This is a genomic window from Flavobacterium notoginsengisoli (assembly GCF_042686225.1).
In the GTDB taxonomy this organism is placed as follows: domain Bacteria; phylum Bacteroidota; class Bacteroidia; order Flavobacteriales; family Flavobacteriaceae; genus Flavobacterium; species Flavobacterium notoginsengisoli.
The window spans coordinates 84,271-110,375 of record NZ_JBHUOT010000013.1 but is presented as its reverse complement, the minus strand read 5'-3'; the positions used below and the strand labels follow the sequence as shown (position 1 = coordinate 110,375).

The 26,105-nt window shown below is 32.3% G+C and carries 24 protein-coding genes; 9 read left to right on the top strand and 15 right to left on the bottom strand.

What is annotated here, in order from left to right; all coding sequences use genetic code 11:
• Positions 1–5: 5 nt before the first annotated feature.
• A complete protein-coding gene (locus tag ACFS3A_RS23585) occupies positions 6–920 on the bottom strand; it encodes an OmpA family protein (protein WP_379828017.1) in 915 nt (304 codons plus the stop codon).
• A 187-nt stretch (positions 921–1,107) separates the two neighbouring features.
• On the opposite strand from ACFS3A_RS23585, the gene ACFS3A_RS23580 reads away from it, so the two are divergent.
• Together ACFS3A_RS23580 and ACFS3A_RS23575 are read left to right on the top strand one after the other, a co-directional pair.
• A complete protein-coding gene (locus ACFS3A_RS23580; protein WP_379828016.1) occupies positions 1,108–1,581 on the top strand; it encodes a CYTH domain-containing protein in 474 nt (157 codons plus the stop codon).
• 1 nt (position 1,582) lies between these two features.
• Positions 1,583–2,554, top strand: coding sequence for a YpdA family putative bacillithiol disulfide reductase (locus ACFS3A_RS23575; protein WP_379828015.1), 972 nt, complete (start codon positions 1,583–1,585; stop codon positions 2,552–2,554).
• Between the two features lie 74 nt (positions 2,555–2,628).
• Here the strand turns inward: ACFS3A_RS23575 and ACFS3A_RS23570 are convergent, their stop codons facing one another.
• Both ACFS3A_RS23570 and msrA read right to left on the bottom strand, forming a co-directional pair.
• The gene (locus ACFS3A_RS23570; RefSeq protein ID WP_379828014.1) at positions 2,629–4,197 is read right to left on the bottom strand and encodes a protein adenylyltransferase SelO; all 1,569 of its coding nucleotides are present in this window, start codon (positions 4,195–4,197) and stop codon (positions 2,629–2,631) included.
• A gap of 191 nt (positions 4,198–4,388) precedes the next feature.
• Positions 4,389–4,922 carry a peptide-methionine (S)-S-oxide reductase MsrA gene (msrA, locus tag ACFS3A_RS23565; protein ID WP_379828013.1) on the bottom strand — a complete coding sequence of 178 codons (534 nt, stop codon included), beginning with the start codon at positions 4,920–4,922 and terminating at the stop codon, positions 4,389–4,391.
• A 183-nt stretch (positions 4,923–5,105) separates the two neighbouring features.
• On the opposite strand from msrA, the gene ACFS3A_RS23560 reads away from it, so the two are divergent.
• Positions 5,106–6,593 (top strand): aminotransferase class V-fold PLP-dependent enzyme, encoded by a 1,488-nt coding sequence (locus tag ACFS3A_RS23560; protein ID WP_379828012.1) that lies wholly within the window; start codon positions 5,106–5,108, stop codon positions 6,591–6,593.
• 265 nt (positions 6,594–6,858) lie between these two features.
• Here ACFS3A_RS23560 and ACFS3A_RS23555 read toward each other — a convergent pair whose 3' ends face one another.
• The 6 genes from ACFS3A_RS23555 to ACFS3A_RS23530 form a co-directional block, all read right to left on the bottom strand.
• A complete protein-coding gene (locus ACFS3A_RS23555) occupies positions 6,859–8,601 on the bottom strand; it encodes an APC family permease (protein WP_379828011.1) in 1,743 nt (580 codons plus the stop codon).
• A 90-nt stretch (positions 8,602–8,691) separates the two neighbouring features.
• Positions 8,692–9,162, bottom strand: a complete 471-nt coding sequence (locus ACFS3A_RS23550) for a nuclear transport factor 2 family protein (RefSeq protein ID WP_379828010.1) — start codon at positions 9,160–9,162, stop codon at positions 8,692–8,694.
• A gap of 47 nt (positions 9,163–9,209) precedes the next feature.
• A complete protein-coding gene (locus ACFS3A_RS23545) occupies positions 9,210–9,734 on the bottom strand; it encodes a hypothetical protein (RefSeq protein WP_379828009.1) in 525 nt (174 codons plus the stop codon).
• Positions 9,735–9,743: 9 nt separating this feature from the next.
• A complete protein-coding gene (locus tag ACFS3A_RS23540; protein ID WP_379828008.1) occupies positions 9,744–10,220 on the bottom strand; it encodes a hypothetical protein in 477 nt (158 codons plus the stop codon).
• A gap of 6 nt (positions 10,221–10,226) precedes the next feature.
• Positions 10,227–10,904, bottom strand: a complete 678-nt coding sequence (locus tag ACFS3A_RS23535; protein ID WP_379828007.1) for a peptidoglycan DD-metalloendopeptidase family protein — start codon at positions 10,902–10,904, stop codon at positions 10,227–10,229.
• Positions 10,905–10,908: 4 nt separating this feature from the next.
• A complete protein-coding gene (locus tag ACFS3A_RS23530; RefSeq protein WP_379828006.1) occupies positions 10,909–11,574 on the bottom strand; it encodes a spermidine synthase in 666 nt (221 codons plus the stop codon).
• A gap of 64 nt (positions 11,575–11,638) precedes the next feature.
• Here ACFS3A_RS23530 and ACFS3A_RS23525 point away from each other — a divergent pair, with 64 nt between their 5' ends.
• Positions 11,639–12,190 (top strand): 1-acyl-sn-glycerol-3-phosphate acyltransferase, encoded by a 552-nt coding sequence (locus ACFS3A_RS23525; protein WP_379828005.1) that lies wholly within the window; start codon positions 11,639–11,641, stop codon positions 12,188–12,190.
• Positions 12,191–12,274: 84 nt separating this feature from the next.
• Here ACFS3A_RS23525 and ACFS3A_RS23520 read toward each other — a convergent pair whose 3' ends face one another.
• Positions 12,275–12,712 (bottom strand): helix-turn-helix transcriptional regulator, encoded by a 438-nt coding sequence (locus ACFS3A_RS23520; protein WP_379828004.1) that lies wholly within the window; start codon positions 12,710–12,712, stop codon positions 12,275–12,277.
• Positions 12,713–13,024: 312 nt separating this feature from the next.
• On the opposite strand from ACFS3A_RS23520, the gene ACFS3A_RS23515 reads away from it, so the two are divergent.
• The 4 genes from ACFS3A_RS23515 (at position 13,025) to ACFS3A_RS23500 (ending at position 17,961) form a co-directional block, all read left to right on the top strand.
• Positions 13,025–14,179, top strand: coding sequence for a M14 family metallopeptidase (locus ACFS3A_RS23515; protein WP_379828003.1), 1,155 nt, complete (start codon positions 13,025–13,027; stop codon positions 14,177–14,179).
• A 77-nt stretch (positions 14,180–14,256) separates the two neighbouring features.
• Positions 14,257–14,736: an Lrp/AsnC family transcriptional regulator gene (locus ACFS3A_RS23510; RefSeq protein WP_008468989.1), complete on the top strand. Its 480-nt coding sequence runs from the start codon at positions 14,257–14,259 to the stop codon at positions 14,734–14,736.
• Positions 14,737–14,827: 91 nt separating this feature from the next.
• On the top strand, positions 14,828–17,413 hold the full coding sequence (locus ACFS3A_RS23505; RefSeq protein WP_379828002.1) for a phosphoenolpyruvate carboxylase: 2,586 nt from the start codon (positions 14,828–14,830) through the stop codon (positions 17,411–17,413).
• A gap of 32 nt (positions 17,414–17,445) precedes the next feature.
• Positions 17,446–17,961 carry a DinB family protein gene (locus tag ACFS3A_RS23500; protein WP_379828001.1) on the top strand — a complete coding sequence of 172 codons (516 nt, stop codon included), beginning with the start codon at positions 17,446–17,448 and terminating at the stop codon, positions 17,959–17,961.
• A gap of 112 nt (positions 17,962–18,073) precedes the next feature.
• Here ACFS3A_RS23500 and recQ read toward each other — a convergent pair whose 3' ends face one another.
• From recQ to aroB, 5 genes are all read right to left on the bottom strand, one after another.
• Positions 18,074–20,197, bottom strand: a complete 2,124-nt coding sequence (gene recQ, locus ACFS3A_RS23495) for a DNA helicase RecQ (RefSeq protein ID WP_379828000.1) — start codon at positions 20,195–20,197, stop codon at positions 18,074–18,076.
• Positions 20,198–20,337: 140 nt separating this feature from the next.
• Positions 20,338–20,754, bottom strand: a complete 417-nt coding sequence (locus ACFS3A_RS23490) for a DNA primase (RefSeq protein WP_379827999.1) — start codon at positions 20,752–20,754, stop codon at positions 20,338–20,340.
• 8 nt (positions 20,755–20,762) lie between these two features.
• On the bottom strand, positions 20,763–21,731 hold the full coding sequence (locus tag ACFS3A_RS23485; protein WP_379827998.1) for a deoxyhypusine synthase family protein: 969 nt from the start codon (positions 21,729–21,731) through the stop codon (positions 20,763–20,765).
• A gap of 101 nt (positions 21,732–21,832) precedes the next feature.
• A complete protein-coding gene (locus tag ACFS3A_RS23480) occupies positions 21,833–23,236 on the bottom strand; it encodes an arginine decarboxylase (RefSeq protein ID WP_276173514.1) in 1,404 nt (467 codons plus the stop codon).
• Positions 23,237–23,541: 305 nt separating this feature from the next.
• Positions 23,542–24,609: a 3-dehydroquinate synthase gene (gene aroB / locus ACFS3A_RS23475; RefSeq protein ID WP_379827997.1), complete on the bottom strand. Its 1,068-nt coding sequence runs from the start codon at positions 24,607–24,609 to the stop codon at positions 23,542–23,544.
• A 247-nt stretch (positions 24,610–24,856) separates the two neighbouring features.
• Between aroB and ACFS3A_RS23470 the strand changes: the two genes are divergently transcribed.
• Positions 24,857–26,029 carry a proline dehydrogenase family protein gene (locus tag ACFS3A_RS23470; RefSeq protein ID WP_379827996.1) on the top strand — a complete coding sequence of 391 codons (1,173 nt, stop codon included), beginning with the start codon at positions 24,857–24,859 and terminating at the stop codon, positions 26,027–26,029.
• Positions 26,030–26,105: the final 76 nt, after the last annotated feature.

The window sequence follows — 26,105 nt, the reverse complement described above, 5'->3', positions numbered from 1 at the left end:
ATTAATTATTTAATAGTAATTACAGTCCTTCTGTTTGATGCCTTTCCTTCAGAAGTATTATTATCTCCAATTGGCTCATCCGGTCCTTTAGATTGTGTTTCAATCCTTTCAGCGTCAATATCATTTTTGGAAAGATATTTTTTAGAAAATTCTGCTCTTTTTTGTCCTAAAACAATGTTTGAATCACGATTTCCAACATTATCAGAATGCCCTACGGCTAAAACGACAGCCTCTTTTACATGTTCAGTATATTTCACAATATCCGCAACTTTTTGCTTTTCAAGTGTAGTTAAAGTTTCTCTTGACTGATTTGTGTTAAAGTGTAGAATTAAAGGATTTTCATTAATTTTATTCCTTAAAGCGGTCCATTCATCAGTAGTTGCTGTTGCAATAGAATCTATACTATCAAACGTATAGTTTGCCGGACCTAGAAGTGTATCTGCACTCATTTTCCATTTTTCTATAATTTCCCCTTTTGTGTTGAATTGCTTTTCTGATAATCCTTCAGATACAAAGTAATTCTTGACTTCATTTGCTCTTGCCAGACCCAAATTTTCAAAAGTTGTAGTATTTGTTTCATCTGATGTTGCATAGCCCGTTATCGTTACTTTTTGTTGAGGGTTTGAAACCAGGAATGTCTTTAATTCTTGAATACCATTAATGACAGAATCACTGACAGGCATTATTAAAGTCGCGTTGTTTTTAAGGAACTTGAGATTATCATTGGTTTGATATTCAATTCCCGGACCATTTAATACAAACGGAACAAAATTAGGCTCCTGAACAGGTATTGAAACTGTTTTTGGAGTATCATCCGTTGTAATTTTCTCAGAGCAGTTGCAGCAAAATTTTAGATATAAAAATGTACCTAAAACAATGGTTATTGCAATGCCTAATAGATAAAGTGCTTTTTTAGACATAGATGATGAAGTTAAGATTCTATCAAATTTAACTAAAAAAATAACACGTAATGTATTAATAATCAGTTATTTTAATGTTTTTGCAATCCATATGTCAGATTTTAAATTAACATATTTTTCATTTCTTATCTTTTCAAAGACTTGACTAAAATGAGTAACTTGCATAAAAAATAATTTAGATTTAAAAATGGTCGAAATAGAAAGAAAATTTCTTGTCAAATCTGACGACTTCAAGAATCAGGCTTTTACTCAAAATAAAATTGCTCAGGGCTATTTGAGTTCTGTTCCGGAACGAACTGTTAGGGTTAGAATTAAAGGAAACAAAGGATTTATTACAATAAAAGGAATAAGTCAAAGCGGCGGTATGTCACGTTTTGAATGGGAAAATGAAATTCCGCTAGACGAAGCAACAGAACTTTTGAAATTGTGTGAGAAAGGTAAAATTGAAAAAACACGCTACGAAATAAAATCAGGGATTCATGTTTACGAAGTAGATGAATTTTATGGAGAAAATGAAGGATTAGTAATGGCTGAGATTGAATTGAGTTCTGAAACAGAAGCTTTCGAAAAACCGGATTGGGTTGGCGAAGAAGTGACTAATGATGAAAGATATTACAATGCCTATTTAAGTAAGAATCCATTTAAAGACTGGCAAAAATAAAATGACAGAATCACTATACGATCTTATAATAGTAGGTGGAGGGCCAATTGGCCTTGCCTGCGCGATTGAAGCCGAAAAGAAAAACCTTCAATACCTAATTATAGAAAAAGGAGCTATCGTAAATAGTATTTTTAACTATCCGCTTTACATGACTTTTTTCTCTACTGCAGAAAGGTTAGAAATTGGCGATATTCCATTTAATTGTCTGGCTCCAAAACCAGGACGTCAGGAAGCTTTAGAGTATTATAGAAATATTCACCGTTATTTTAAATTCAATATTAATTTGTTTGAACAAGTTGTCAGCGTTCAAAAAAATAATAATGAAATTTTTGATGTTAAAACAAACAAGCAAGAGTATCAATCTAAAAATATTATCATTGCAACAGGATTCTACGATATCCCGATTGAAATGAACGTTTTCGGAGAAAATCTTAGCAAAGTGTGTCATTATTATAAAGAAGCACATGAGTATGCTTTTAGAAAAGTTTTGGTTGTTGGAGCGAACAATTCTTCTGTAGACGCAGCATTGGAATGCTGGAGAAAAGGAGCTGACGTTACAATGGTAATTCGTAAAAATGAAATCAATAATCGCGTTAAATACTGGGTAAAACCAGACATTGAAAACCGAATAGAAGAGGGAAGTATAAAGGCCTATTTTCAATCCAATATTACAGAAATATCTGAAAATGAAGTGGAAATAGAAACTCCAGACGGTACAATTACAATCGAAAATGATTTTGTTCTAGCTTTAACAGGATATAAACCAGACTTGAATTTTCTGGAAAAAATGGGAATTCAGCTTTCCGATGATGAACTGAAAATACCAGTTTATAATCCTGAAACTATGGAAACCAATGTAGAAGGTTTATTTTTGGCTGGTGTTGTTTGTGGCGGTATGCAGACACACAAATGGTTTATAGAAAACTCAAGAATCCATGCAACTATGATTCTGGATTTTATTACTAATAAATAATTTTTAGTCACTAATTCACGAATTTATATGTTTAATAGCTAAAATAACTCGTGAATTAGTGGCCCAAAAAAATATCAAGAACTACAAGAAAGCATTGAGCAGCCTACTTTAGTTCTGGCCCAATCCGGACGTTTGGCAAACCATTTTTCTGATTCCGGTTGTTCATCGTAAGGTTTCTTTAAAAGTTGAAATAATTCATCAATTAAACCATAATTACCTTTATCGGCTTCATCAATAGCCAATTGAGCCATATAATTGCGAAGCACATATTTTGGATTTATAAAATTCATTTTAGAGGCTCTTTCTTTATCTGAAAGCTCTTCACTTGCTAATCTTTTTAAGTAAACTGAAAGCCATTTTTGCCACGCATTTAGAACAGCTCCTTTAATTTCTTGTGGCAAATAAAACGCATATTCAATCTTTTCGAATGCCTGTTCTACAGAATCTTCTTTTTGAATCTGATTTAAGTTTCTGAAAAATATAGTCATATCTGTTTCTGATAATTGCAGAATTTCTTCAAGACCTTTTATGATTTTATCATCAGAATCACTTAAAGTAAAGATTCCTAATTTACTCAAAAACATTATTTTGTAATCCTTATCAAAATTAACTATAAAAGAATCAAGAATCTTTTCTAAAGGCGCAGCTTCGTTAACAAGCGGATAAAGTGCATTGGCCAATTGAAATAAATTCCATTGCGCAACCTGAGGCTGATTTCCGAAACGATATCTTCTGTTTTGACTATCTGTTGTATTTGGCGTCCAGTCCTGATCATAATTTTCTAACCAGCCATAAGGACCATAATCAATCGTAATTCCATGAATTGACATATTATCAGTATTCATAACACCGTGTACGAAGCCCACTCTCTGCCAATGTAAAATCATCTCTCTGGTGGTATCTGCAACTTTTTGAAAGAACTGTATATATTGATCTTTTGGTTCTCCAGTGATTTCAGGAAAATAATGCTTAATTGTATATTCTACAAATTGTTTCAAATTCTTAAGTTCGTTTCTGGCGGTCAACATTTCATAACTTCCGAAACGTATGAATGACGGAGCAACACGACAAACCACAGCACCTTTTTCGTAAGCAGGATTTCCATTGTATAAAATATCACGCAACACCTGATCTCCGGAAAGCATCAAAGAAAGTGATCGGGTTGTAGGAACTCCCAAATAATGCATGGCTTCGGCGCAAAGATATTCTCTTATAGAAGAACGCAAAACAGCCAGACCATCTGCTGTCCTGGAATAAGGAGTTTTTCCGGCTCCTTTAAGCTGAAGCGTGTAAAATTTATTGTTATTTTCAACTTCGGTTAAGTTTATAGCACGACCATCTCCTAATTGTCCTGCCCAGTTTCCAAACTGATGTCCAGCATAACACATCGCATAAGGCTGTGTTTCTTCCAGTATATCTTTTCCTGAAAAAACATTTAAAAATTCATCTGACTGAATTTCTTCTTTTGAAATCCCAACCAATTCCGCTACTTCTTCCGAAGCGTGAATTAGTTTTGGATCTGAAGGTTTTGTTGGATTTACATACGAAAACAGCGTATTTTTTACCTGACGAATTTCGTTTGTCAATTCTGGATCAGCAGGTAATTCGGCTGTAAATCGATTGTTTATTTTTAAATTTTTCATTTTACTTTTTTCTTTCTTGTTTTACCTCAGATTATAAAGATTAAAAGAATTTTTTGCTGGCCAGGAATTATACAAATGCACATTCTTTTTTGTTAAATTAAAAAAAAATTTCGTGAGAATTCGTGTAATTCGTGGCAAAAAAGAAAGAAAATCTTTTTAATCCATTTAATCTATGGCTAACCTATAAAAAATTAGTCCACCAACATATCAGCGTACATTTTTTTTAGTTTTTGAATTTTCGGATCAATTACTACCTGGCAATATCCTGCTTCCTGATTCTCATTATAATAGTTTTGATGATAATCTTCTGCTTCGTAAAAAACTTCAAAAGACTTCAATTGCGTAACAATTGGATCAGCATAAGCCGGTTGTACTTCTTCAAATACTTTTTCTGCTATTTCTTTTTGCTCGTCATTGTGATATAAAATAATCGAGCGGTATTGAGTTCCATTGTCACCTCCCTGACGATTTAAAGTTGTTGGATCATGACTTGTCATGAATATAAAAATTAAGTCATGATATGAAATTATGTCAGGATTAAAAGTTACCTGAATAACTTCTGCATGTCCTGTCCTTCCGGTACAAACTTCCCGGTAAGCCGGATTTTTTATAAATCCGTCTGAGTAACCCGATTTTATTGATTCTACACCTTTTAAACGCTGAATTACAGCTTCTATACACCAAAAACAACCACCACCAAAGGTAGCTACTGATAAATTTCCCATAATTAATACTTTACTATTAGTTTAATGCCTATTAATTCGATAGGATATTATGATAATTTATTAAAAAAAAGTTCTTTTAACTAAAGATACCCGACAGGAATGTAATATTTGAAGTTTACTATTGATAAATTCGCAATTTTATAAAAAAGCAATATATTTGCAGTCAAACACAAGGCACAACCAATGAATAGCAAAAATAGTACCATCACTTTGGAAACTTATTTTCAGGATTTTAGGCAAAATATTGTCGGTATAAATCAGGAATTTACGTCACCTTATGGCAGAAAATCAATTATTTATACTGACTGGACTGCCAGTGGCAGATTGTATCGTCCAATTGAAGAAAAATTATTGAACGAATTTGGCCCTTTTGTAGCCAATACACATACTGAAACTACTGTTTCGGGTACAGCTATGACAAAAGCGTATCATCATGCCAGACATATTATTAAACGTCACGCCAATGCAAACAATGATGATGTTTTAATTACAGATGGAACAGGAATGACAGGAGTTATCAATAAATTCCAGCGTATTTTAGGGTTGAAAATTCCTGAGAACCTAAAGAGCTTTACTAATGTTCCTGCCGAAAAGAAACCAATTGTTTTTATTTCGCACATGGAGCATCATTCCAATCAGACTTCGTGGCTGGAAACGATTGCTGATGTAGAGATTATTCCATCATGTGAAAAAGGACTATTTAATTTAGAAAATCTGGAAGCTTTATTAGAAAAGTACAACAACAGAACAATAAAAATCGCTTCAATTACAGCTTGTTCTAATGTTACAGGATTGAGAACACCTTTTCATGAAGCTGCAAAATTAATGCACAAATATAATGGTGTTTGTTTTGTTGATTTTGCTTGTTCGGGACCTTATGTAGAAGTAGACATGCATCCTGCTGATCCTGAAGCTTATTTGGATGCTATTTTTATGTCTCCACATAAATTTTTAGGTGGCCCGGGAACTTCTGGTGTTTTAATTTTTAATAAAAAATTATATAACAATATGATTCCTGATTGTCCGGGAGGAGGAACTGTAAGCTGGACAAATCCCTGGGGCGAGCATAAATATATCGATAACATAGAAGACCGTGAAGACGGTGGAACTCCAGGTTTTCTTCAGGTTATCAAAACAGCTTTGGCTATTGAGCTTAAAGAGGAAATGGGAATTGAAAATATTATGCAGCGTGAGCACGAAATCGTAGATTATGTTTTTGATGAATTAGAACCTGTTTCCAATATTAAAATTTTAGCAGGACAACATAAAGAACGTCTTGGCGTAATTTCATTTTTTATTGATGACCTTCATTTCAATCTAGGAGTAAAAATCCTGAATGATCGTTTTGGAATTCAGACCAGAGGCGGATGCAGCTGTGCAGGAACTTATGGTCATTATTTATTGCATGTCGATCAGGAAACTTCTAATAAATTGGTTAATGAAATTACAATTGGCGATTTGATCAAAAAACCGGGATGGATTAGAATGTCGATTCATCCAACAACTACAGATAAAGAAATTGCTTTTGTTTGTGCGAGCATTAAAGAATTGGCGGCAAATCATAAAGAATGGGCTTTGGATTATTCTTATGACAAAAACCGAAATGAGTTTATTCACAAAAATCCTACTTCATTTGAAGATGAATTAGTGGAGAACTGGTTTAAATCTTAATTGATTAAAGTTTTTTAGCTACAGATTATAAAGATCAAAACAGATTTTTATTCATAAAAATGCCTCAAATAGTGTCTAACTTTTTGGGGCATGTTCATTTTTAAAAATTCTGTCAGGTTTATTATTTCTTATGAGAACGGATTTTTCTAATTTAGCCCCGATAGAAGTGTAAATCCTTTTACTTTTTTCTTTAAAAAGGAAAAGATTGAAACGGATAGCGGGACTAGACGTTATACAAAAAATAAATGTTCCTGCTTCTAAAAAATTACATTATCAAACGCACACCACCAAGATCTGAAACACGATAAGAAAACTTGTTTCCAGGAGATCCTATAAACATAAAGTTTTTAGGAATTTTCCATTTTTGAGAAAGCTCGTCAATTATTTCCGGACCAAAAGTACCTTGAATTTCTAAGTATTCTATATCAATTCCGTCGTAGGCGCGATCTAAAACTTCGAGGTCTTTTTTAAGTGCTTCATTATTGGTTGAGTCGTTTTTGATATGAACAATTTTTAGTTTTTTGGTTGTTTCGTTATCTTCGACATATTGCAATACCTTGTTTAAAATCGTGATGTCATCTCCTTTGGTAAAAAACACAAATTCCTGAGAATTAATTTGCGAGCTTAAATTTTGTAGATAGCGATTACTTACAATAACCATTTTTCTGAGTGGCTGATAGAAATATTCTAAAGCTTCAATTAGCAGGCGAATTAGCATAACGCGGTTGAGCATGATACCAATAAACAATAAAGCCGGAATCATATATTGCAGAAAAGTATAGAATGAATTGATATTAAGTTCCATATTTCCAATAAAAGCAGCAATTACAAATAAAACTGCGGCAACAACTGCGATACCTCTGGCACGTTCGGGTCTTGGAAGTTTTTTTCGTTTGTACTTTAACAGTAAATTTCCAATCCCGAATAAAGCCATTACGGCTAGAAATGAAAAAGTATAAACTCCTGCCAAAGATTCTAAATGTCCACTTGTTGCAAAAAGTACTGAAATACAAAGAATTAAAAAACTTATTACAATTCTGTAATGGGCTCCTCTTTTATTGGTTTTAAGAAAATAATTTGGAAGAATTCTATCTAATGTCATTCGGTTTAAAAGTCCGGAAACACCGACAAATGAAGTCAAAACTGCTCCACAGAGTACCATAACGGCATCAATTGAAATCAGCCACGCCAGCCAGGATCCCCCGGTTGTTTGTCCTAAATGCGCCAGGAGAGATTCTTTATTTTCTCCTACTTCAGTTAAGGGAATTACACTGATAAGCAAAATAGCAATAACCGGATTAAAGAAACTAACAATTCCCCACATGTTTCGAAGTGTTTTAGGGAAAACGCCATGTTCTTGCTCTTCAACGAAATTGGCAGAACTTTCAAAACCAGAAATTCCCAGCATAGCTGCAGAAAAACCCAGAAACAGTGCCGTTTTAATACTTTCGTAAGCGATAGGAGTATGCCAGTTAATGTGGAAGGTTGCTAAACCATGAGTTAAAACAAACCAAATTGAGGCTAAAACCAATAGTGTTAAAGTTCCTATATGTGTAAGGAAAATGATAACCGCCACAAAAGCTGATTCACCAATTCCTAAAATTGCTAATCCTGTAAACAAAACCAATACAACAACGGTAGCAATTGTAATATTCAAACTTTCGAAAATTCCGTGTAAATAGTGCATTCCTTCTGAGGCCGAAATTACAGCTGTTGCCATATAAGACAAAACAGTTAAAGTTGCGGCCAAAGAAGCCAATCTTTTAGTTGAAGTATTTAGTAAAACATTATAAGCACCACCATTTAAAGGAATTGCTCCGACAACTTCTCCATAAATTTTTCTGAACAGAAATAAGACAATGGCAACAATTAAAAGAGAAATCCAGGCATACTGTCCCGCATATAAAATGGTTAAAGCAGAAACATACAGACAGGAAGAACTAATATCATTACCACAAATTGCGGTTGCCTGTAATTGATTTAATTTTTTGTGTACGATTTCTTTCATTAGTATTTAAGATTAATACTTTTACTACAAAACAATAAGTAACAATAAATTATAATCGGGCGAAAGGCAAATATAAAATGAAAAAAGGTTTTATTTTGATTCTTGAAATTTTTGTAGGGACAGTAATGCCTGTTTCTGTACTTTTTTCTGGAAAAAACCTGTCCATCCCAATAAGTATCCCATAGGGCCGAAGGCTTGTTTTGACCATTTCCATACGTCAAAATTATCAGTATGTTTGATAATTAATCCGTCCTTAAAAACAAACTCGGCTCTAATTTTATTGACAACTTTTCTATTTGTCTTACTGAAATTATATGTTGCAACCCAATTGGCAGAACCAGTAGAATCATCTGCTTTTACATTGGAGAACTCAATTTTTAAATTTCCTTTACTTTTTGAAAGCAGCATTTCCCACATTTTTGAAACCTGATTTTCTTTAAGCAAACCAAAAGCAGGATCAATAAAATGAACTTTCGGATGATAACATTCGCTCATTGTTTTTGCATCGGCATTTGCGAAAGCGGTATAAAATTTTGTTATTAGGGTTTCATTTGCATTCATAGGAAAATTTTAATGTTAAATATAAGATTTATTAGATTGAAAAATCATTATAAAACACTAATTTCTTTAGCTGTATCAAATGTTTTTTTGCTTTTATCGAATGCTGTCGAGAAATAATTCATTTTATTGTAAGCTGTAAAATACCCTGTCTGATTTCCAAAAGTAGTTGGACCTCCTGAAATAATAAACCTAACAGCGTAAATATCATTTTTTTTCAATTTTAACCATTCTGCCGGAGTGAAATAGTAATAAGAAGTTGTTTTTCCTTCATTCGATTCTTTTACATTTTTATCCGTGCAGGCAATGACATCTGCATTTGCCAAATCTACATACAAACCACCCGCAATTCGGGCTTTATCATTTGCAGTATCGATAGTAATCTTTAAAATACCGCCTTTTTCTGTTTTTGCTATTTGAATTTTGGCTTCGCCTGTAAAAGCATATTTTTCACAAATAAAAGTATATTCCTGTGTTGCAGGAAAAAGAGCTGAGCCTTTCACACTAATTGAGTGTTGTGCTTTTGCAAATGTCGAAATAAACAATAATAGAAGAAGGGTTAATTTTAAATTCATATTTTTAATTTATTGATTAGCCAATTTAGCATCAAATTTTTCATCCCAATCCATTGATTTTATGGCAGAAATGAGATTTTCATCATTTACAAAAACTCTTAATTCTTTGTTAGCGACTTTCTTGCTGTATAAAGCATGATAGCGATAAATGACTTCATGTTTGGTTTTATAAACTCCATCCAATTTTAAATCTATAAAACTTCCGTAATACTGTCTAAACCTTTGGCAGGTCTTAGTCAAACGCTCCTCAGTTGTATTTTCCATTACCGATTTGGTCACTTCAGTTTCATTAAAGGGTTTGAATTTTGAAGTATTACAAGTTGACAGCACTCTTTTCCCTAAATCATAAGCCTTTTGCTGCTGACTTGAGTTTATTTCAGTTCCGCTAACTTTTTTGATTTTTAAATCTTCTGTATCTCTGTTTACGGTTTTAGTTTTACATCCAATTAGTAATAACAAACATATAATCAATCCTGCTTTCTTCATAACTATTTAAGTAATTTTTAATAATAAGTTAGGATCGGGACAATTTTCGATATAAAAATTCAGGTCTTTAGTATTGCAGACACCAGGATAGTCTCCCCAGTAATTTTCAATATTATGTATGATTTGAAAATGGACATGCGGTGCATAATCTCCATTTACTGAGGCATTTCCTAAGGTAGCAATTTTTTTACCTTTTTTAAAATAGTCTCCGATCGTTAAGTTTTCTATACTTTCTAACGACAAATGTCCGTATAAAGTATAAAATTTTTCATTTTCTACTTCGTGTTCCAAAATTATAGTTGGGCCGTAATCTCCTAATCCAATATTATTTTTAAAACTATGAACTTTGCCGTCTAAAGCAGCAAGAACCGGGGTTCCGGCATCTGTCCATAAATCTAGACCAATATGAATATTTCGTTCCGGTTTTGATTCATTCAAAAAAATCGAGCTTCTTTGATATAAGGAACGTCCTTCTATATAACCGCCATAAGCAACTTTTGCATTGTTTTTTTCCAGATAATCTGAAATATACTTTTCAAAATCTTCTGATGTATTCAGTTTTGCATCAATCAATTCCTGATTTGAAACGGAGAGATTAATCGGTGCATATTCCGAAACATGAACTGTTTCATCAATTATTTTAGTAGGAGGTAAGGCGTTTAAAATGGAAGTAAGGGGTCTCATGAAATTAGGCTACTTTTTTTATAATTATTAATTCGTTGTGGACTTCAATCCGTGGAAGCATTTTTGCGGTAAACAATTTCGGGTTTACTTCAGAAAGATACTTTCTGTTTCGAACGTTATGGGCTTCATCTAATATCATAGTATTAAATAAAATATATCCTTCGTCTTTTAATAAAATACAAATTCGATCTAAGAAAAACTTTTCAAACAAAAAATTAGGCATATGTGTATCTTCAAAAATATCTATAATAATGAGGTCGTATTTGTCTTTGGTTTTTAAAACAAACTCAAAAGCATCATCTATTACAACTTCTAATTGCTGAATTTGATTGAGATTAAAGTATTGGTTCGCGATTTGAATCATTTCAGAATCAATTTCGACTCCGGTAATTTTTTCTTTATATTGAATCTCATCAACAAGAGTTTTAACAACGCTTCCACCGGCAACTCCCAGTAACAAAATATGATCCATTTTTAAAATATTCTCGTAACCAATATTTCGAAGTCCGTACCTTAATATCCGTTGAAGACTTCCATAGGAATAATTTGTATTTTCAGTATCCAGAACCAGTTCGCCATTTGCCCATGTCACTTCAATCATTTTGCTTCTGGCAGATTTCTTTTTAAATATTTTAATAGGTATAATGTAACTGAAAAATTTGCGAATCATTTTGTATGCTTTTACTCAAATTTACCATTAAATCTTTTATTTTGCATCAAATATTACATCTTTCATGAAAAAACTATTATACAAATTCATCTTTTATAAGCTAATGGGCTGGAAGATAGTGGGAATTGAAAATGCCGAAGTAAAAAAATGTGTACTAGTTGTGATGCCCCATACAAGCAATCATGACTTTTATATAGGTTTTTTTACGCGGGGAATATCCGGACTTCAGATGAATTTTGTTGCTAAAAAGGAGTTATTTAAATTTCCATTTGGTTTCTATTTTCGAAATGTTGGTGGAGAACCTTTAGACAGAACTGGAGGATTAAATAAAGTAGATGCAATTGTAGCAATCTTTGACAGGAAAGAAGTTTTCCGTTTAGCTGTTGCTCCGGAAGGAACCAGAAAAAAAGTAGACGAGATAAAAACCGGATTTTATTTTATTGCGCTCAAAGCGAAAGTACCGATTGTCCCTGTTGCTTTTGACTGGGGCAAAAAAGAAGTAAATCTGGGGAAACCATTTTATCCAACAGGAAATTTCGAAGCAGACTATGAAATTCTAAAAAATCACTATAAAGGAGTTTTGGGTAAAATTCCTGAAAATGGCATTGAATTGTAATTTCTGAGAATTTCTCCTAACGCGTGAGAATCGCATATTTGAAAATTTCCTGAACTTGTCTCCAAATATGCTCTAAATTTTTCATTACAAAGAGTAGGTCTTAAAAGTACCATTTTTGTAGAAAAAAACAATTTTTTCGATTTCATCATCTTTTACATCTATATTTTTGTTTCCTAATTCAGAAAGGATTTCTGTTTCGTCTTTCTCATTTTTTATTTTAAGATTAGAAAATTGAGTTTGGTCAGAGTTTTGAGAAAGTGGAAGAGCAGTAGAAAATTTTGAATCTTTACTATTATGATCCGGAAAATTTCCTTCTCCAGTTAAAATCCAATACAGATTCACCTCCGGAAAAACTTCCAGAATTTTCGTTACAAAATCCAGACTAGGTTTGTTTCTTCCTGATAAAAGATGAGACATACTTGAACGTTGTATTCCTATTTTGTCAGCAAATGCAGAAGCGTTCAGACTGTAATATTCCAGTATAATTTCAAGTCTCTTTACAAAATCATCTATGTTTACCATTGTAAATTATTTATTCAAAATCAACTATTTACAAATGTAAACAAAAAGAATTGGCAAAACAATTTACATTCCTTTAATTCGTTAAAAGTGCAACTTTTATCTAAAACAAAACATTAAATAAAATAACTTTAAATGTTGAATTACAATATATTAAATTTAAAAATTTATAAAAATAAAAAACGCAATTGGTTATTTCACTTTATTCTCATAACTGTTTCAAAAAAATGTTTACAATATTAAATTGTTAAAGCTTTTCGTCTTTCACAATTGTAAAAATAAAGATGTTTACTTTTGTAAACTAATCAAGACAAAATGAATTTAGAACAACTTTTTACACAATACAAAGAGCCAACTATATCTGGAAGATATTTGACTTTAGACCATATAAAACCTCTTTTAGATAAATTAAACACAAATAATCAAGTACAACTTATTGGTCAATCTGTTTTGGGAGAACCTATATATAGTTACCAAATTGGTACCGGTTCAACTCGCATATATTTGTGGTCACAGATGCATGGAAATGAAAGTACCACCACAAAAGCCTTATTTGATTATATCAATTTATTAAATGGCAAAACTGATTTTGCCAAAAGAATGCTGGAAACTTTTACTTTTTTATGTATTCCTATATTAAATCCGGACGGCGCAAGATTATATACGAGAGCGAATGCAAACGAAATTGACTTAAATCGCGATTCTCAAAACTTAACACAGCCAGAAAGCAATGTATTGCGTAACGTGTTTGAAAACTTTAAACCACACTACTGTTTTAATCTTCATGATCAACGCACAATTTTTGGCGCAGGAACTGATGGAAAACCAGCAACTGTATCTTTTTTAGCACCCTCTTATAATGAAGAAAGAGAAGTAAATGAAAACAGACAAAAAGCTATAAATATCATAGCAGGGATCAATAAAGTACTCCAGGAATATATCCCAGGACAGGTTGGCCGTTTTGATGATTCTTTTAATATTAATTGTATCGGAGACACTTTTCAGTTTTTAGGAGTTCCAACAATCTTATTTGAAGCAGGACATTACCCAGGGGATTATGAAAGGGAAATTACACGTAAATACATATTTTTCTCGTTAATTTCAAGCTTCCAACTAATTTCCGAAAACGATTTAGTGGATAATCGAATTGGTGAATATTTGAATATTTCACAAAATAATGTGGTTTTTTATGATTTTATGTATAAAAATGTCAAAATAAATTATGATGGTATCGAAATTATTACGAATTTTGTCGCTCAATACAAAGAAGAATTAATCGAAAATAAGATTCATTTTAACGCTTACATTGCTGAAGTAGGTGAGTTGGAAAATTTCTTTGGACATTATGAATATGACGCAAAAGGCGAAGAATATTCGGATGATTTCATAAACTTTCCAAAAGTGGATCAAAAAGCAAATTTTTATTTAAATAAAAATGTTAAATTTGTTAACGGATTAATAAAAAGTTAATTTTTATGTGAATTTGTTGTTTTTTATATATAATTTTATACTTTGTAATAGCAATTAGTAATATTAATTAAACAATTATGAGTAAATTTCGTTTAGATGAAGTAGATCACCAGATTTTAGATATGTTAATAGACAATACGAGAGTTCCGTTTACTGACATTGCAAAAAAATTATTGATATCTGCTGGAACAGTACATGTTAGAGTAAAAAAGATGGAAGACGCAGGTATAATAATGGGTTCTTCTTTAGCCTTAGATTACGATAAATTAGGGTATTCATTTATTGCTTATGTAGGTGTATTTTTAAACAATACATCTCAGACAAAATTTGTATTAGAGCGAATTAACCAAATTCCATTCGTTACTGTAGCTTCTGTAACTACAGGAAAATTCAATATTTTTTGCAAAATTAGAGCAAAAGATACTAAACACGCAAAAGAAGTTATCTTCATGATTGATGACATCGATGGTGTTTACAGAACTGAAACAATGATCTCATTAGAAGAAAGTATAAACGATAAGAAACGTTTGATGCATACTATTTTCAAAAATATGTAAGAAATCTTCTTGAATGCTATATTAAAATATACCTCAAGTTTATTCTTGGGGTTTTTTTATGACTAATTAACCAACCAACTATAACACGATTATGTATACGTTGCCGAAAATTGAGCGTTTTAATCAGGACGTTCTCTCAAAATACCACATTTATAATAGTGTTTTTATAACATTACCATTTGATTCTATAGATAATACGGGGGTTTTACTACCATTATTTACAGAAACTTGCGAAACGGGCTTTAAAAAACAGGAAACTCCAAAAGAAATTTTTGATTTCTTTTCTAATAAATTTTTAAATAATGCATCTGAAACAGAAAAGGTCGATTTAATGTTTCGATTTATTCAATATATTGAACGACAAATTGTATTATTTGATGCTATTGAAGATGCCGCTTTTCCGGAGGTTAACAACATGGAAGGGCGAGGATCTCTACGCGATATTAAGGAAAAATCAGATGCTAAGGAAAAAGACGACGAATTAGTTGAGTTTTTAGAAAATTTCAATGTTCGTACGGTTTTGACAGCGCACCCTACACAATTTTATCCTGGACCAGTTCTGGGTATTATTAATGATTTGACTGAAGCAATTCGCCAAAATGATTTGCTTAAAATCAAACAATTACTAGCGCAGTTAGGAAAAACACCTTTTATCCAGCATGAAAAACCAAATCCTTATGACGAGGCAGTAAGTTTGATCTGGTATTTGGAAAACGTATTTTATGCTACAGCAGGGGAAATTGTTCATTACCTTCAAAAAAACATTAATGACGGAACTCCAATTCAGAACCAATTAATCAAACTAGGTTTCTGGCCGGGAGGTGACCGCGACGGAAATCCATTCGTTACTACAGAAATTACACTTAAAGTTGCAGATCGCTTAAGAACTTCAATTTTGAAATGCTATTATGTAGAAATGAGAAATCTTAAGCGCAAGCTAACTTTCTCTGGTGTAGATACTTTGGTAGCTGATCTTGAACATAAACTTTACCGTTCTGTATTTTATTCTAAAGGAGATATTTTTATCACTTTGGATGAATTATTGACGCAATTGAATACTATAAGAGAGATTATAATCGAAAAACATCAGTCTCTGTATTTAGATGAATTAGAAGCACTATTGGTAAAAATCAATTTATTTGGATTCCATTTTGCGACTTTAGATATTCGTCAAAACAGTAAAATTCACAACAAAGTATTTAAGGATGTAGTTGATCATTACCAGAAATCTGGTTCGGCTATTTTTCCTGAAAATTATTATGAATTGACAGAAGATCAAAAAATCGATGTTTTGTCGAAAGTTAAAGGAGATTTAAATCCGGCTGATTTTGAAGATGAGATTACTAGATCAACTTTAGAGTCTGTTCAGGCTATCAAAACAATTCAGAAAAACAATGGTGAAGAAGGTGCAAATCGTTATATCATCAGTAATAATGAAAGTGCTTTGAACGTAATGGAAACTTTTGCCATGATTCGTCTGAATAATTGGGAAAATCCTACGGTTGATATTATTCCTCTTTTTGAATCTGTAGATGATTTGCAAAATGCTCATTCTATTATGGAGCAGTTATATACTAATCCTGAATATGCAAAGCATTTAAAATCAAGAGGAAATAAGCAGACTATCATGCTTGGTTTTTCTGATGGTACAAAAGATGGTGGTTATTTAATGGCCAACTGGAGTATTTATCAGGCAAAAATTTCATTAACTGAAATCTCCAGAAAATACGGAATTAAAGCTATTTTCTTCGACGGGCGTGGAGGACCACCTGCACGTGGAGGAGGAAAAACACATAAGTTTTATGCTTCTCTGGGACCAAAAATTGAAAATAATGAAATTCAGATTACTGTTCAGGGACAAACTATCAGTTCTAATTTCGGAACTTTAGATTCTTGCCGTTATAATATTGAAAACTTGGTAACTGCCGGTGTTACCAATCAGGTTTTTGCCAAAGATAAAAATGAACTATCTGCTGATGAAACTCAGATTTTGAATCAGTTAGCAGATTTAGGTTATCAAAAATATTTAAGTTTTAAAAACCATCCGAAGTTTATTCCGTATTTGGAAAAAATGAGTACGCTGAAATATTATTCTAAAACAAACATTGGAAGTCGTCCATCTAAAAGAAGTAAATCAGAATCTCTTGATTTTGCTGACTTAAGAGCAATTCCATTTGTAGGTTCATGGAGTCAATTAAAGCAAAACGTACCAGGATTCTTTGGTGTTGGTTCTGCTTTGAAACATTTTGAAGAAAGCGATCAGTGGGACAAAGTAAGTGATTTGTACCACAATTCATTGTTCTTTAAAACTTTACTGGAAAACAGTATGATGTCATTAGCAAAATCATTCTTGCCTTTAACAGCATATATGAGTAAGGATCCTGAATTTGGAGAATTTTGGAATATTATTCACACTGAGTTTTTAGAAACAAAAAGACTACTTTTAAAAATTGCAGGACATAAAACTTTGATGGAAAATTATCCTGATGGTATTGCCTCAATTCAAATTAGAGAGCGTATTGTATTGCCTTTATTGACAATTCAGCAATATGCTTTACTTAGAATTAATGAGTTAAATAAAGCAGAAACTCCAAACGAAGATTTGATCAAAGTTTATGAAAAAATTGTAACGAGATCTCTTTTTGGAAATACTAATGCAAGTAGAAACTCAGCATAAAACAGAATTATAAATTTAATTTTATAAAAAGAATGAATGTCAGCGATATATTAGAAAATGAATATTCAGGTCATTTTGGGACTTATCTAAAACAAGCAGGGGATGGAAAATTAATTGAAGAGTTAGAAATTTCTCTTCATGAGTTTATCCGATTTGTTCAAAACATTCCAATGGATAAATTTGATTATCGTTATGCCGAAGGAAAGTGGACTATTAAAGAAATTATCCAACATGTCATTGATACTGAACGTATTTTTGCTTACAGAGCATTACGTTTTTCAAGAAATGATAAAACTCCTCTTCCAAGTTTTGAGGAACAGGATTATGCTGATAATACCGATGCTAATTCAAGACATCTACAAGATTTGTTAACGGAGCTTTCTGCCGTAAGACATTCTAATTTATTGTTTTATAAAAGTTTATCTAACGAACAGCTTAAAAGAATAGGAACTGCGTCTGGTAATCCGATTTCTGTTAGAGCATTAGGTTTTGTGATAATTGGACATCAAAAACATCATCAAAAAGTTTTCGAAGAAAGATATTTGTAAAAGCCTGAATTTTAAAACATAAAGAACCCGACAATTTTTAAATTTGTCGGGTTTGTTTTTTGTTACAATCTTATCATTGCGAGCAATGAAAAATTTCTTTTTTGATCTTTCGTCAAGATGACAAAACTGATTTTTGTTTCCTCTCTAAAAAAGCTAATCCAAACCGAATTTTATCATAAGACATTTTTTCTTCAAAATATTCAAAATATGGTCGTAATGCTTCAGGTCTTTCTAATTCAATTTGGGCTTTTTCAATTTTCAAAATTTCATCTTCTGAAATAAACTGACTTAAGTCTATATCATTTCCATCAACATATAATTTAGCTAAATGAGAAATAATGGTAGTTTCTCCTAAATTTCGCTCTCCGGCAATTTCCGCAACTGAAAGTCCGCTTTGAAATAATTCTAAAGTTTTTGAATATGTGCTATCTTTTTTTTCTTTTTTGACTACCGATTTGTTTCTTTCAAACTCAATAATTGCTTTAATGAAATCATCTCCATATTTTTCTAGTTTTGCTTTTCCTACACCTTCAACAGCAAGAAACTCTTCATCACTCATTGGTCTTAAAATTTCCATTTGACGCAAAGAGGCATCACTAAAAATTACATATGCTGGAACTTCTTCTTCCTGTGCAATTTCATAACGCAATTTACGAAGCGTCTCAAAAAGGGAATTTTTAGCTGCTTTGGTTTTTGTTTCTTTAATTACTGTTTTATCGATAACTTTCTTAACAACAGTAGTTAATTTTACTTTTTCGCCTTCAAATAAAACTTTTTTGGCAAAAGGAGTAAGTAGTATTTTGTTATGTTGGTGAAAAGCAATTTCACAATATCCTAAATTTATAAGCTGAATAAGATATTGATTCCAATCGTACCAGGACACATCAGCACCAATTCCGTACGTTTTTAGATCCTGATAATTTTTTTCATAAATATATGCGTTTCTCGAGCCTCGCAGAAAATCAACAATTACAGCTAAAGGTTCAGATTCTTGTAATCTTGTAATGGCCGAAAGTGCTTTCTGCGCGAGAATCGTACCATCAAAAAAAGTTGGAGGATTTTTACAAATATCACAGTTTCCGCAATTCTCAGTTACCAATTCACCAAAATAAGAAAGTAGAATTTTTCTACGACAGCTTACAGCATCTGCATATTGTTTCATACGATCTAATTTTGCGAGCTGTATATCGGAGTTCAATCCTTCAGAAGCGAATTTTTGAAGCTGGATAACATCTGCATAACTTTCAAATAAAATGGTTTCAGCTGGAAGGCCATCACGTCCCGCTCTTCCAATTTCCTGATAGTAACCTTCAATATTTTTTGGCAGATTGTAATGAATAACCCAGCGAACGTTAGATTTGTCAATTCCCATTCCGAAAGCAATCGTTGCACAAACAACCTGACAATCGTCATTAATAAACTGATCCTGAGTTTTAGCACGAGTTTCATTATCTAATCCAGCATGATACGCTTTTGCTGTAATTCCGTTTTTCTTTAATTTTTCAGCAAGTTCCTCGGTTGTTTTACGGCTGAGACAGTAAATAATTCCGGATTCATTAGGCTTGTCTGAAACAAAATCAACAATTTGTTTGACACGATCTAAAGCTGGACGTACTTCTAAGCTTAAATTTTTTCTATCAAAAGAAGCTATAAAAGTTTTAGGTCTTATTAAATTTAATTGTTTGGTTATATCTGTACGGGTAGCTTTATCAGCTGTTGCAGTTAATGCCAAAACGGGAGTAGAAGGGAAGCGGCTTTTTAAATAACCTAAATTAGTATAAGCAGGTCTAAAGTCATGTCCCCAAGATGAAATACAATGCGCTTCATCAATAGCTATTAAGCTAATTGTTAGCTCGTTAAAAGCCATATCTAGATAAGAAAGACTTTCAGGCGCAATATAAACTAATTTAAAATGATTGGATTTTAAATTATCAATATAATACTGTTGTTCTTGTGCAGATTGTGAACTATTGATATAACAAGCTGCTATTCCGTTTGTTTTCAAACTATCAACCTGATCTTTCATCAAGGCAATCAAAGGTGAGATTACAATTGTAATTCCAGGTAAAATAAGGGCCGGAAGCTGAAAGCATATCGATTTTCCTCCACCGGTTGGCATAATTGCTAAAGCATCTTGCCCGGAAAGAATTGTAGATATAATAGTCTCTTGATTGGGTCTGAATTTTTCAAAACCAAAGTTTTCTTTTAAAGTAGCGTGTAAAATTTCTGAAGTCATAGGCGTATAATTTTTGCGTTAAATAATTTAAAAATAATCTTACAAAACACAAAAATATAAATTTCATTTAAAGTTTAATTCAAAATATAAAAAAAGGAACCCAAAATAGAGTTCCTTTTATTTATTTTAAAGAAAATGAATTAATCTTCATCCTCTTCATCTTCATCGTAATCAGTATCTGCCTTATCATTGTCATCGTCATCGTCATCATCGTCATCTCCGCCATCAGCATCAGGTTTGTCTTGATTGTCATCTTCATCCTCATCATCGTTGATATCATCATCAAGATCCATTCCTTTAACTGGCGCAATTGCATCTACATCAACATCTAAATCATCATCTTCATCGTAGTTTTCAATTCTGTCAGCAAGTTTAGTACTAATTTTTACTAAGTAAATAGTGTCTTCAGTACGAACTTCAACAGCTTCAACCAATTCGTTTTTAGCATTTCTAAAACGGATTACATCCGAATCATCGTAACCATCAGGAAACTTTTCAACCAAAAGGTTTAAAATTTCATTGGTAAGTTTAGCGTAGTCTACTATAACTCTTTTCATAAATTATTTTATAAATCTAATAAATATGCGAAAATTAACGGAGCAACGATTGTAGCATCCGATTCAATAATAAATTTAGGGGTTTTGATGTCTAATTTACCCCAAGTGATTTTTTCATTTGGAACTGCTCCAGAATAAGAACCATAACTAGTTGTCGAATCTGAAATCTGGCAGAAATAGCTCCAGAATGGAACATCGTGCATTTCCATATCCTGGTACAACATTGGCACCACACAGATAGGGAAGTCACCAGCAATACCACCGCCGATTTGGAAGAATCCAATACCATTAGAACTGTTTTTAGAATACCAATCTGCTAAGAAAGTCATGTATTCGATACCAGATTTCATGGTAGATGCTTTTAATTCACCTTTAATTACGTATGAAGCAAAGATATTTCCCATTGTACTATCTTCCCATCCCGGTACGATAATTGGTAAATTTTTCTCTGCAGCTGCATACATCCAGCTATCTTTTAAGTCAATTTCATAATATTCTTCCAGTACACCAGATAACAACATTTTATACATGAATTCATGCGGAAAATAACGTTCTCCTTTATCATCTGCATCTTTCCAAATTTTGTAAATGTGTTTTTGTAAACGACGGAACGCTTCATGTTCAGGGATACAAGTGTCTGTAACACGATTTAATCCTCTTTCCAATAAAGCCCATTCGTCTTCCGGAGTTAAATCACGGTAGTTTGGAACTCTTTCATAGTGTGAATGAGCTACCAAATTCATGATGTCTTCTTCCAGATTTGCTCCGGTACATGAGATAATTTGTACTTTGTCTTGTCTGATTACTTCAGCAAAAATTTTTCCAATTTCTGCTGTACTCATTGCGCCAGCCATACTTACCAGCATTTTTGCACCATCGGCTAATTGCTGCTCGTATGCTTTTGCAGCATCTACTAGTGAAGCAGAATTGAAATGCAAATAATGTTTTTCAATAAACTGACTGATTGGTCCTTTCATTTTTTTTGTTTTTTTTTTGAATTAAAAAGTTTAACCTTTTTGGATGTTAATGCAAATTAAGAATTTTCTAAATATTTCTATTACTTAATTTGCCGTTTTTTTTATAACTTTTTTTTGTAGCCTAAAATTTTCAAAACATCGTCAGAAGTCTGTTGTTCTGAGAAAACTTCTGTTGCCAGAATTCCGTTTTCGTCACGATCTATTAAAATATGTTTTGGCTGCGGAATCAAACAGTGGTGAAGACCACCGTATCCTCCAATTGTCTCCTGATAAGCGCCAGTATTAAAGAAACCAATATAAAGAGGTTTTTCTTTATTGTACTTTGGCAAATAAATGGCATTCATGTTTTGTTCAGAATTATAATAGTCGTCACTATCACAAGTCAGACCTCCTAACAGAACCCGTTCGTAAGTATCATTCCAACGGTTTACCGCCAGCATAATAAAACGTTTGTTTATGGCCCAAGTATCTGGTAAAGTGGTTATGAAAGAGGAATCAATCATATTCCATTTTTCTCTATCATTTTGTTGTTTTTGATACAAAATCTGATAGATTGCACCACCGCTTTCACCTACAGTAAACGATCCAAATTCCGTAAATATATTTGGAACATCCACTTCGGCTTCATCACAAGCAATTTTAATCTGATTGATGATTTCATCAATCATGTATTGATAATCATATTCAAAGGCAAGTGAGTTTTTAATAGGGAAACCACCTCCAATGTTCAAACCGTCAAGAGTAGGACACTCCTTTTTAAGTGCGATGTAAACTTTAATACATTTTACAAGCTCATTCCAGTAATATGATGTGTCATTAATTCCGGTATTAATGAAAAAGTGAAGCATTTTAAGCTCTAATTTATCATTCTCCTGAATTTGTTTTTTATAAAAAGAAACTATGTTTTTGTACCCAATACCCAATCTCGAAGTATAAAACTCAAACTTAGGTTCTTCTTCAGCAGCAATACGGATTCCAATTTTAAATTTCCCTTTAATTTCTGCCTGAAGCAAATCTAATTCTTCGTAATTATCAATAATTGGAATAGTGTTTTTATGCCCGCTATTAATTAATCTTGCAATATTCGTAATGTATTCATCTCTTTTGAAACCATTACAAATTACATAAGTACTCTTGTTGATCTTTCCATTCTCAAGTAAATTTTCTACAATATTAACATCAAAAGCAGATGATGTTTCAATGTGAATATTATTCTTGAAAGCTTCATTCATGATATACTCAAAATGAGAACTCTTAGTACAATAACAATAATAGTATTTTGCGTCGTATTTATTCTTTTCCATTGATTTTCTGAACCAGGCTTTTGCCTTATTGATGTTTTCAGAAATCTGAGGCAGGTAAGTAAACTTTAATGGAGTACCATATTGTTCAACCAATTTCATTAAATCGATATTGTGAAACAAAAGGTTATCTTTATTAAGTTTAAATTCCTCTTGTGGGAAGTAGTATGTTTGGTTTATTAGATCAGAATATTTTGTATTCATTTATTTGTCAAAGTTTTAGAGATTGTAATTGTATTTTAAATTTAGTGTTTTTTATGCTAAATCTTAAATTCAAACTCTAATATTTGCAAATATAATCGGCAGTTTTTCATGCTCGGCTTTTGAACATTGGAAAACATCAAAACAGAATGGACTTTTACTATTATAAAAACGGTTCAACATTCTTAATAAAGAACTATTGAGACGGTTTCTGTAAGAGCTAAATTGTCTTCGCTGATTGTTTGTTTTCATGGGGCAAATGTAAAAAATAAAATATACCAAATGCAACGCTTTCGATTAAAAAAAGTTTAAGATTTATAATCTTGAAACGCGTCCAGAATTAATTTATTTTCAACGGATTGGTTAATTTTTATCTTTCCGATTCCTTCAATCAGTGCAAATTGAATTGTACCGTATTCATTTTTTTTGTCGTGAATCAGCAATTCTAGGATCGGATCAATATCTTCTTCTTCAAAAATTACATCATCATAAATGCCTTTAATTACTGCTTTAATTTCACGATATTCTTCCGTTGAAATTAGGTCTTTCTTCAGTGAAATATAACTTTCCAGAATCATTCCCACTGCAATAGCTTCTCCGTGTAATAAAGTAGTTTTATCTTCGCTTTCTAAAAAGTAACTTTCTATAGCATGCCCCAATGTGTGCCCAAAATTCAATGCTTTGCGTATATTTTTTTCCGTTGGGTCCTGAATAACAATTTCGTTTTTAATTTCAACTGAACGATAAATCAATTGATCTAATTCGTCGAAAACAATCGATTTTAAATCTGAAAATTGTCTCCAATAAGGTGCGTCGTAAATCAAACCATGTTTCAGCATTTCTGCTAAACCGGAACGCATTTCAGTTTGTGGTAAAGTCTCCAGATATTCAGTGTCAATTAAAACCATTTGAGGTACATTAATAACTCCAATCTGGTTTTTAAGATTTCCTAAGTCAACTCCTGTTTTTCCTCCAACAGAAGCATCAACCATAGATAATAAAGTAGTAGGAACATTGATAAAATCTACACCTCTTTTAAAAGTAGAAGCAACAAAACCACCTAAATCTGTAACAACACCACCTCCGACATTAATTACAAGTGATTTTCTATCGCCTCCAAGTTCTGTTAAAATATTCCAGATTTCGATACAGGTTTCAATATTTTTATTGGCTTCACCCGCTTCAAACTCGATAATTTCAATTACCAATTCTGTTTCTAAATGCGGAATGAATTTAGGAAGACAATATTCATTAGTCTGATCATCGACAATTATAAATATATTAGAATATTTATTTTCTCTTAAATGTTTATTTAAAGCTTCGTAAGCATTGTGGTTAAAATGTACGAAGTAATTGTTGGCCTGAATAGAGTTCATAATTCTTTAGTTAATTGAAAGCGCAAAAATAAAGCATTTTTAACGAAATAATCTTCAAACTTTATGTCTAATTTGTTTGAAATACGGGTTTATATACCTTATTTATCTACATTATAATTAAGAGAGCAGTCATATTACTTTATAATTTAGTTTTTTTGATAATCTTATTAAGGATACTCAAAAATATCGTCTTGTTTTGTGAAGAATATTCAAAACACTCTTTATCTTTGCATAAAAACTAAACTTAATGGAAAAAATATTCGATAACACCCAGGTTGCATTCTCACTTAAAAGTGACACAGAACTTGACAGGGCTTATTTTCTTTTTAAAATGATTGACAGCGAGCCTTTAGTGCGAATTGGTACTGCTGTTACTAATTTTGCCATAAAGGCGCACCTTCCGGTTGAAGGATTAATTCGTGCTACTGTATTTGACCATTTTTGTGGTGGTGTAAACGAAAATGACTGCCTTACTGTAGTAGATAAAATGTTTACAAAAGGTGTTTCATCTGTATTAGATTATTCAGTTGAAGGAAAAGAAGAAGAAGAGCAGTTTGACGCAGCTCTGGCAATGACATTGAGAACTGTAGAGTTTGCAAAAGAACGTCTTGCTATTCCGTTTGCGGTTTTTAAACCAACAGGATTAGGACGTTTTGAATTGTACGAGAAATTAGGAGAGAAACAAACTTTGTCAGCAGCTGAACAAGCAGAATGGGATAGAGTAGTAGCCCGTTTTGATAAAATCTGTAGCGAGGCTCATAAAAAAGACGTAGCCTTATTGATTGATGGTGAAGAAAGCTGGATGCAGGATGCAGCAGATAATTTAGTTACGGATATGATGCGTAAATACAACAAAGAAAAAGCGATTGTATTTAACACTTTACAAATGTACCGTTGGGATCGTTTAGATTATTTAAAAGGCCTTCATGAAGTAGCAAAAAAAGAAGGTTTTTATATTGGAATGAAATTAGTTCGTGGTGCTTATATGGAGAAAGAAAACAAAAGAGCGGAAGAAAAAGGATATGTTTCTCCAATCTGTGTTTCCAAACAAGCTACAGATGATAATTATGATGCAGCTGTACAGTATATGGCAGATCATTTAGAAACAATGTCCATTTTTGCAGGAACTCATAATGAACTAAGTTCTTATAAATTGATGGAAATATTAGCTCAAAAAGGAATTGCTAAAAATGATAACCGAATCTGGTTTGGACAATTATACGGAATGAGCGATAATATAAGTTATAATTTAGCTGAAAATGGTTATAATGTGGCAAAATATCTTCCTTTTGGACCTGTAAAAGATGTTATGCCGTATTTAATTCGTCGTGCTGAAGAAAACACTTCTGTTGCAGGACAAACAAGCCGTGAATTATCGATGATTAAAGCAGAACGTAAACGTAGAAAAGGGAAAGAATAGTTTTTCATTGTTCAGTTCCTGAGTATTCAGTTTACAGTTTACATAATAAAAAAGCTTCAATTTTCATTGAAGCTTT